Origin of the sequence: Aetokthonos hydrillicola CCALA 1050 (assembly GCF_017591665.1) — a bacterium.
Classification (GTDB): Bacteria; Cyanobacteriota; Cyanobacteriia; order Cyanobacteriales; family Nostocaceae; genus Aetokthonos; species Aetokthonos hydrillicola.
In genome coordinates this window covers 1-7,967 of the sequence record NZ_JAAKGC010000165.1, presented here as the reverse complement: position 1 = coordinate 7,967, position 7,967 = coordinate 1, and the positions used below count along the sequence as shown (strand labels likewise).

Annotated in this window: 12 protein-coding genes and 1 pseudogene; 9 read left to right on the top strand and 4 right to left on the bottom strand. The window is 43.2% G+C overall.

Features of this window, described 5'->3' with window-relative positions; all coding sequences use genetic code 11:
* A pseudogene (locus tag G4P69_RS34260) lies at positions 1 to 190 on the bottom strand (hypothetical protein); the annotation flags it as partial.
* Between the two features lie 408 nt (positions 191 to 598).
* Here G4P69_RS34260 and G4P69_RS34255 point away from each other — a divergent pair.
* The 8 genes from G4P69_RS34255 (at position 599) to G4P69_RS34220 (ending at position 5,784) form a co-directional block, all read left to right on the top strand.
* Complete coding sequence (locus tag G4P69_RS34255) at positions 599 to 985, top strand: hypothetical protein (RefSeq protein ID WP_208345871.1); 387 nt, start codon at positions 599 to 601, stop codon at positions 983 to 985.
* Positions 948 to 1,574, top strand: coding sequence for a FliH/SctL family protein (locus G4P69_RS34250; RefSeq protein WP_208345870.1), 627 nt, complete (start codon positions 948 to 950; stop codon positions 1,572 to 1,574). The genes G4P69_RS34255 and G4P69_RS34250 overlap by 38 nt, the downstream gene beginning before the upstream one ends.
* A gap of 138 nt (positions 1,575 to 1,712) precedes the next feature.
* Complete coding sequence (locus G4P69_RS34245) at positions 1,713 to 1,859, top strand: hypothetical protein (protein WP_208345869.1); 147 nt, start codon at positions 1,713 to 1,715, stop codon at positions 1,857 to 1,859.
* Positions 1,860 to 1,970: 111 nt separating this feature from the next.
* Entirely contained in the window at positions 1,971 to 2,759 is a 789-nt protein-coding gene (locus tag G4P69_RS34240; protein WP_208345868.1) for a hypothetical protein, read from the top strand.
* On the top strand, positions 2,749 to 3,111 hold the full coding sequence (locus tag G4P69_RS34235) for a hypothetical protein (RefSeq protein WP_208354372.1): 363 nt from the start codon (positions 2,749 to 2,751) through the stop codon (positions 3,109 to 3,111). Before G4P69_RS34240 ends, G4P69_RS34235 begins: the two co-directional genes overlap by 11 nt.
* A complete protein-coding gene (locus G4P69_RS34230; RefSeq protein WP_208354370.1) occupies positions 3,108 to 4,817 on the top strand; it encodes a hypothetical protein in 1,710 nt (569 codons plus the stop codon). The genes G4P69_RS34235 and G4P69_RS34230 overlap by 4 nt, the downstream gene beginning before the upstream one ends.
* Positions 4,814 to 5,218 (top strand): hypothetical protein, encoded by a 405-nt coding sequence (locus G4P69_RS34225; RefSeq protein ID WP_208345358.1) that lies wholly within the window; start codon positions 4,814 to 4,816, stop codon positions 5,216 to 5,218. Before G4P69_RS34230 ends, G4P69_RS34225 begins: the two co-directional genes overlap by 4 nt.
* A 44-nt stretch (positions 5,219 to 5,262) precedes the next feature.
* The gene (locus G4P69_RS34220; protein WP_208345359.1) at positions 5,263 to 5,784 is read left to right on the top strand and encodes a hypothetical protein; all 522 of its coding nucleotides are present in this window, start codon (positions 5,263 to 5,265) and stop codon (positions 5,782 to 5,784) included.
* A 79-nt stretch (positions 5,785 to 5,863) separates the two neighbouring features.
* Here G4P69_RS34220 and G4P69_RS34215 read toward each other — a convergent pair whose 3' ends face one another.
* From G4P69_RS34215 to G4P69_RS34205, 3 genes are all read right to left on the bottom strand, one after another.
* The gene (locus G4P69_RS34215) at positions 5,864 to 6,079 is read right to left on the bottom strand and encodes a hypothetical protein (RefSeq protein WP_208345360.1); all 216 of its coding nucleotides are present in this window, start codon (positions 6,077 to 6,079) and stop codon (positions 5,864 to 5,866) included.
* Positions 6,080 to 6,250: 171 nt separating this feature from the next.
* Complete coding sequence (locus tag G4P69_RS34210) at positions 6,251 to 6,661, bottom strand: hypothetical protein (protein ID WP_208345361.1); 411 nt, start codon at positions 6,659 to 6,661, stop codon at positions 6,251 to 6,253.
* Positions 6,662 to 6,779: 118 nt separating this feature from the next.
* Entirely contained in the window at positions 6,780 to 7,070 is a 291-nt protein-coding gene (locus G4P69_RS34205; protein ID WP_208345362.1) for a hypothetical protein, read from the bottom strand.
* A gap of 262 nt (positions 7,071 to 7,332) precedes the next feature.
* Here G4P69_RS34205 and G4P69_RS34200 point away from each other — a divergent pair, with 262 nt between their 5' ends.
* The gene (locus G4P69_RS34200; protein ID WP_208345363.1) at positions 7,333 to 7,836 is read left to right on the top strand and encodes an HAD-IIIA family hydrolase; all 504 of its coding nucleotides are present in this window, start codon (positions 7,333 to 7,335) and stop codon (positions 7,834 to 7,836) included.
* Positions 7,837 to 7,967 lie beyond the last annotated feature (131 nt).

Here is a 7,967-nt window from a genome sequence, read left to right as displayed (position 1 = left end):
CGTTTCTCATACAGTAGGTTTCAAGTGCTGTTGAAATACAGTTACTCGCACCTTTTTTAGTGGCAATTGATGCTATTAAAAGCTTGATGTACAAACTTGCTGGTAATTCAGAAGTTGTCATTCTTTTGTTTTGGATAACTTTTAAAAGTCCCGCATTTGACAATTCTTCTATAAGTTTGTCAATATTCATAATTAGATGACTATGTGATGAAGTATTGCAACATATTATCATCACTAAAGCCTCCGGTGACTGATCCTCACCGAAGGCTGCCCCACCTACAGAACACACCTGCAAGGGAGCATACCTATGATAAAGCTAGAAATAGAACCACTTCACCCAAAGAAATTCCGCGAGCTTCACAACTGTTCAGTATACCAGATGCACCGATTGTCTGGGTATCCAGTTGATACCCTCAAGAATTGGTTAGCAGATGCCACGAGTACACGATGCAAAGCCCCAAAAGAGTATGTACTGCATCATTTTGGTACTATTCATAAACTTCTTCAGGGTTCGTGAAACACCAAAAGATTCCTCAAACACTAGCGCCACCCTCAGAGGTGGCTTTTTAATTAGGGATATACGCAACCCTTGGAAAAAATGACGGTAGCTCGACATGCAACCCTAACAAGATATAGAGGGGGGAAAACCTTAAACGTCCCTGTAATTAAGGATTCTGGGCTAGTGAGTATTGCAGAATGCTCAAGGCTTTTAAAGATAAAAAGCCCGAATACGATCGCCGACTATCTCAAGCGATTAAACCTAGCAGAAAGGGATTTTTTAACCTGGGATGAGGTAAAAGAGATTTTGGCGCTGAGGGAATTTTTAAGCCTCAGCCCCGGTCAAAACTCGAAAGCAATGTTTGTGTTGTTGCGATCGCGCAACCAACTAAGCACGATTTTCAAAGAAAACCATATCAATATCGAAGAGAAACTAGAGAGAATCAAAAATGACTACTACCAACAACAACGGCAGACGCAACGGTAAAGGTAAAGCCGCTATCACAGAACCAGTGGCAACCACCACAGACCAACTAGAGCAGCTGCTCACAACAGACCAACCAACACAGCTTATTGAGGAAGAAACCCCACAGGCTCCTGTTACCGCGCAAGCGCCAGAACCAACGGCTGAGGAGCTTATAGCCCAAGCCAAAGCCGAAACTAGAGCAGCCAAGCCCCAAGAGGAAGAAAAACCCGACCCCACCCCCACCACGGGCGGAGGGGAAATTACAACAGCGACGACGGCTGTTGAAAGTGCGATCGCCAACTCAGCCCAAGAACTCGTCAAAATCGAGGAACAAGCCAGAACCGCACGGGTCGAAATGGGTTTTCAAGAGGGGCAAAAAGATGCCCAAGAAATACGATCCGGATACCAGTTGGGACTGTTAACAGGACTGACCCAAGGAAAAGCAGCCGATACCAATGATTTGGCTGAGCAGCTGCAAGCGCTGCGCGGTCACACCGATACAACAGCAGCAACAGCAATTAACAACCTACTGCAAGGGCTAGTCAAGGAACCCCAAGCAATAACCCCTTTAGGACAAACCCCCGTACAACGGAAGCTGAAAATTATCTAATCGGGGTAATTATTTCAGCATTTATCACAATTCTTTTGGGCTTTTCTTGTCAATTTAAATTGGCAGTTCCAATTGGATTGGGGGGGAGTTTAGTGGGTGTTGGAATTGGGTTTTACTTGAAAAAATGAGGATAGTATCGTGAAATTTCTTGCAATGTTTCCTGTAGTTTCTATTGTTAGTGGAATTGTTATAAGCCTTTCTCCTGCGACTGTGTTAGTGACGATCGCTGGGGGATTAATCGGCGCTGGTGCGACACTTCAAATACAGCAATGGAAGATGATTTAACAAAAACTATTGCCATCACCTTAATGAGCGTGGGGCTGGCAATAATTCTTGCTACAGCGTTTAAAGGATTACCGTTTATTGATTTCAGGGTTTATTTAGAGGTAACTAACAATGGGAATAGGAACTCTCGCTAAAACAGCCGTCGGGAAGTTGAAGAGACAGCAGCGTACAGTTAATGCTGAGTTTGTAGATGTTAGTGGTAGTGGTAACAGTGGTGGAAACGCCCAAGGTATCAGGGCTTTAGCGTTACATCCTGATGCTGGGAGTCTCCTCCAAAACTACTACGGTATCGACCTAACAGCGATACCAGCAATGGATGAGAACCAGCTTGGGGATTTGGTAGACTTCTTGAAGCAGTCCGAGTGGATGGATTCTCACTTAGACAAATTGAAAGAGCATTTCACCAAGTACATTAACCGTCAGGTTAATTTCAACCAGTTTGTAGCAGAGGTTACTAAGTCTGGTATTAAAGGTGCTGAGAGTATCGATAAAAATGGCTTAGATACTTATCTGGCTGTTAAAGGATACAGCCAGAATAGTAAGAAATTACAGCACAAAGCTAATGTAAATGAGCAGTTGTTAGCTGCTGATTTGGACAATTACATTCAACTAGAAGACCATTCCTTACAAGCTAGCCTTCGTTCAATGGCATTAAAGCTGGCTAGCGCTAAGCAACAAATCGATCTACGCCCAGATAAAGCAGCTGCTATTCAAGAGTTAAACCTACAGATAAAAGCTGATAAAGAGCGCATTGGAAACTTGATTGCTTACGGGACAAAAGGTGCAGCGCTGCGCTCTGGTAACGGTGGTACTGCAACAGCTACTACCACCCCTCATAATTCGGGTGGTGGTGGTGGAAACATTTGGGAAGGGTTGAAGAATTGGTTTAATGGAAAATAGTCTTCGGGTTGTAAACAGGCTCTCTGTCTACGTTTTTTGGTTTTTAACAGCAGTAGCAATCGCCAACCTCTCCCGATTACTTCCAGGAGCAGGAATCCTCTACCTACTTCTGTTACTAGCCGTCCCTGGTTACCTGCTTTTAGTCCCATCTCAAAATGAACAGGGTACTGCTACACGTAGATTGACTGGGTTGGCTCTAGCACTAAGTTTTTTAAGCTATTGGGATTGGTTAGTAACAATAGTGACTTTACCAATCCATATTTTCTCATGGATATTACCAGCTTGGCAGATTGCTTTACTGGTAATAGTGTGTTCAATTTTGCTGCTTGTAATTGTAGGGTTACTTTCTTGAAAGGGTCTTTAAGTATTAGCTCTGGGTTACTAATAGGTAGTGCTGCCCTGGCTTTTACTAGCATTATAGGAGCTTTCGAGCCGCAGTATGAATACTGTACTCTCGCCACCAAACCTTGCACCCTAATAACTGTACCATCATGGTACGCGAATATACCAAAAAATGCCAAGATGATTCCTGGAAGTGGATTGACCAGGACTATTGCCAGCATCTTGGGGGCTGGGCTGTGTGGGTGTGCTGTACTGGTGAGCGGTAGGGGATTGAAGGAGATTCAGGTACCACAACTGGAGCAAGCCAGGGACAAGCTGGCGGAGGAAGAGGAATTAGAGAAAATGGCGATCGCATCCAAGATGAGGGTGGAAGATTTCCGGCGGGAACTAACCGATGGTTATGCCTACCTTCATCTTGAAAGGAATCCCCATTTGGTTGATGAACTCACCAAAGTACCAGAACTTGAAAGTGCTTTAGGGCAAAACGATACCAAGGAAGAATTACCTGTAATTGAAGCTGCACCAGAACCAGTGGAAACCCAGATACCACAAGCAATCCAGATGATACTGGATAGTGATTTAAAGCAAATTGTCGATGCAGGTATTATTAGCTTAGTAGGCAGTCAGGGAAGCGGAAAAACGACAACAGGCTGCATGATGCTACGTTACCGCATCTACAAAGGACATAAGCTACTTATCGTAAATCCCCACAAGCGCAAGTCCATGTACAAGGGGATTGAACCTCACCTTCTTCATGGAACCACTTTCTATGGTGTTGGTGTTGGGGATGAAGCAAGAGCATCTAGTCTTATGACGGGACTAGAAACGGTTCTAAGACTTATAGAAAAACGTTATGACGAATACCAAAATTTAGAAGAAAGCCAATACGACCATTTCCCGGTAACTATCTTGTTAGAAGAATGCGCCGAATATGATGGCTTACTTTCGGTTTTTAACCGCCCAGCCAACCTTAAAGAAGGCGATCCAGGATTCAATGCTAAAAAGTGGCTAACAGCTTTCTGGAAGAAGGTTTTTGTAGCCACTCGTAAAGGTAATTGCTATCTGATTCGCACGTTGCAATCAGATACTAACACAATGAATGGGACTGAAGGGTTAGCTGAGTTAATCAAGTCTAGCGGTGCGTGTACCCTCACCCAATTCTCAGTTCCTGATGGGGAATGCATTGGCGGCTGGCGATCTACTGGAGAAGGGGAAATAAAAATCCCCAACCAAAAATATACAGACCAGTCAGGGAATCCTGTAGATGCTTTAGTAGTCAAAGTCCCAACCTACTGGGACTATAAGCAAATTATCGCAGATGTAACTGATTTCTCCGATTTGGTTCCGGTAGGAGAACCATCAGAATCACTACCAGAATCACAACCAGAAAACCCAGAAGACTTATGGGAAATGGCTATTGAGCATTTGAAAAGAAGCATGTCGCTCGATACCAATACCAAAAGTATGAATTTAGGGGCAGAAAAAGAGTCTCCAAGTGATACCGGGAATCACCCGGAAATGAAGGAAACGACGATATTTTCTGAACAATTCTACACTCCCAACAAGATACCTAAAGACAAACTGATTCTCAAGATTAGGGAGATGGTTACCCAAGGTGATTCTCAAACAAAGATTATCGAGATACTTTGGGGCGTTTCCAAGAATCGTAGCGGCTGGAAACAGGCTTACAAGGAATTTAAAGAATTAAATTTATGAGAATAACTACCTTTGTGTACGCCGAAAACTGGCGGCGTACTTGCGCGAAAACTTACCAGTTACTTCCACGTTGCACACAAAATCCTTTGCATGGAAGAGCGCAGGTTATCCATCATCTTAAATACAAGCGATCCTTTACAAGGAGAATACTAGGAATATTCCTCCTGCATCCTCCCAAGAAATCTGTGAGCGGACTAGAAATAATTGGGTACGATATCATTCCACTATGCAATGCTTGTCATGAAAATTCTTATGGGCGTACACTCAACAAGAAAAGTGTTCATTACACTGGTGTGTGGAAGCAAAAAGGGGAGCTAAATAATCACAACGTCGCTTGGTTTGCATGGAAGTTGCGTGCTCAGTTTTGGTTGTGGGCGATTCTGTTCTTTTTAATAAAATAGAAAATTGAGGAATATATCAATAAGAACTTTAGGTTGGTGAAAGAATGAATAACTGGGAACAAGACAAAGATAACACCTTAGAACAGAACCTAGAAACTCAGTACGGCAAGCTAACTTTAGAGAAATTACATGAAAGCGATCGCGGTAACTTTCAATTTGCAACCATGCTGAAACCGGGAGCGCACAACAACTTCTTTAACTTAATTCCTGCTTATTATTTTTCTGAAGAGTTAGCCAAGCAAGAGATACAAAGTTGGTTGGAGAGGTTAGAACAAATAGGTTCACATGAACCACCCCTAAGAATTCATTTAACAGCAGAATATATACTTCATGGCAAACATTGTATGCTAACAACGGGTAAGGCTGATTTTGGGATTAAAGATTTATCTCCCTATTTTTTTAATGTGACTGTTCCAAGAGAATTGCAATTTATTCTAACTGTTGATTATGCTGATAGCATTCCTAGAATATTTGTGAATGAAGAGTCAGCTAAAAGTGAGGCTGAAGCTTGGGTAAAAGTGCGAGAGCAAGCTGCTGATTTCAGTAAGTGGGAAAAACTCGCGTAGATACTGGCTGCTTTTAAGCGGCTTTATCGCTTTCATCCCCCAGCTTTTAGCTGGAGGTAAGGAGAGCTTTGTTTGGTAGCTAATCTGGGTCCGAAAGCGCTAAGGCCAGCCCGAAATTGTAGACCCCATCAGGCTCCAGTTCCTCTAGAGTCTGCGGTAGTCGCTTTTCAATCTTCGGCATTGGGGGGACTGCAAATGGCGCGGTGCAGCGAATGAAGAGATCCAGGAAAATGAAAGCGCAAAAGCAATTGAAAATAGCTTCGATAGCGAAGGTGAGCAAATCTTGAATATTCATAGTATTTTGAAGTCCTGTGATGAGGGGGGATTGTAGCGATTTCCCCTTTTCTCTATTATAGCATAATTGAGATAAATTGTCAATAGATGTTGGAATATTTTTTGCAAAAATATTGATGAAAGCTATGGTGGAAGAGGGTTAAGCTGTGATTCCATTCTCAACTAGAATCAACTAAACGTAACTATTCACCACTTCCAACTCACTCAACCGAAACGTAGCAATCAAATTGTCTTCTTCACTGTAAGGCGATATTGTTTCTCGTCTCCTAGGAAAATACCGCCGCATTTTTTCAATGGCGTTACTAAATTTCGTGAAACCTATTGAAGTGCGATCGCTTAATTTCAGCACCACGATCCACTCATAGCGCTGTTCTTGCTGGTTATTAAGTAGTAGGCTGCTACTAGAAACGTTTTTAAATCTAGAAATACTCACTTCCACACCACCACTCACGCCACCTTTGGGAGTGCTGGGAGGCTCAACCCAGATAGCGGGCTGGTTGTTGGCAAACGTGCCAAGTTCCGCTGCTAATAGGTCGGCGATCGCGCTTCGGAGTTCGGCAGTAGTGTGAATGTGTTGGGGCATAATAGGTTTAGTCTTTTTTCGCGCTTGAGTTTAGACTTGTAAACAAAAAGTCCACAGACCGCAACCTGGGTTAGTGGTTGGCTGTGGCGGGAGGGCTTAATCCCGCGCCCACCGCTCATCAACTCAACGTCATCGACTGTGACGCTTTCAACCTACCACTAAGAACCGGAACCTCCTGCAAAAACCGTTGATTGAGGTAATTCGCAGTGGTAGTAAATGCAAAATCCAGGTTGGGAGTGGTCCGGTAATTAGCAGCAAAAACTGCGCTCATGTTACTCCCAGATAATGCTCTATCTGTCCATCTGTTACCTTGACGTTCGTGTACATCATAAGCATAAGGCGCTGTCCATTGGTATGTCGCGGTAGTAACGGTCAGTTGTGGTGGTGTCCAACTTCTCCAAACAGGCATTTAGTACTCTCTTAAATATTTGCACTTTCCATTTTCCATCTTGTTTCATCGTTTGGCTCGCAGAAAAAAACCGCCTCGTGAACGAGGGTTTTAAGACGGCGGGGAGGAAGTCAGAGTTAGGCTGGATGCAATGATGGTGAAGGGAGGGTGAGGGCGATCGCACTCCATCCAGTCACATAACAGTCACATAAAAAACATGCCAGAATAGCGATGAGTGTAATCATAACTAACGTAATTAGGCTTCTTACTTGAGAACGCGCACATGAAAATTCTTTTTCTAGACCTTGACGGTACGGTTCGAGAAACGAAAAGTGGAAAAACATTTATTAATGACCCTGAAGACCAACAACTAATGAAGGGAGTTAAAGAAGCGCTCTCACGCTACAAAGATTGGTTGCTTATAGGTGTCACTAATCAGGGGGGAGTAGCCGTCGGTCACAAGAGTATTCAGGATGCAATTAAAGAGCAGAAAATAACTATTGAACTTGCAGGACTTGATTTCGCTTACTTCTGTCCAGATTACGAAGGGTTAACCTGTTATAAAGTTTTTGGTGAGGATGATTACAACATCATCAAAAAAGATTCAATAGAAGAGCTTGGTAGTTTCAGGAAACCGGGAGCAGGGATGGTTAACATGGCTATTAAATATCTATCACCTGATGAGTGTTTGATGGTTGGCGATCGCCCCGAAGACGAACAGTGTGCCAAGAGTGCTGGAATTAGATTTATCCCGGCTGTAGAGTGGCGAGTTCAAACAATTGATTAAATGGCTCTATTCATTCATGGGTTTCTCTTGGTGAGTCAAAATGCTGACAACAGTATTCTTTTCGCCGCAATGTGGGCAATAAACTATTGAGTTTAATTGTGGTTCAATATCTGCTATAGTCCACCATTTCT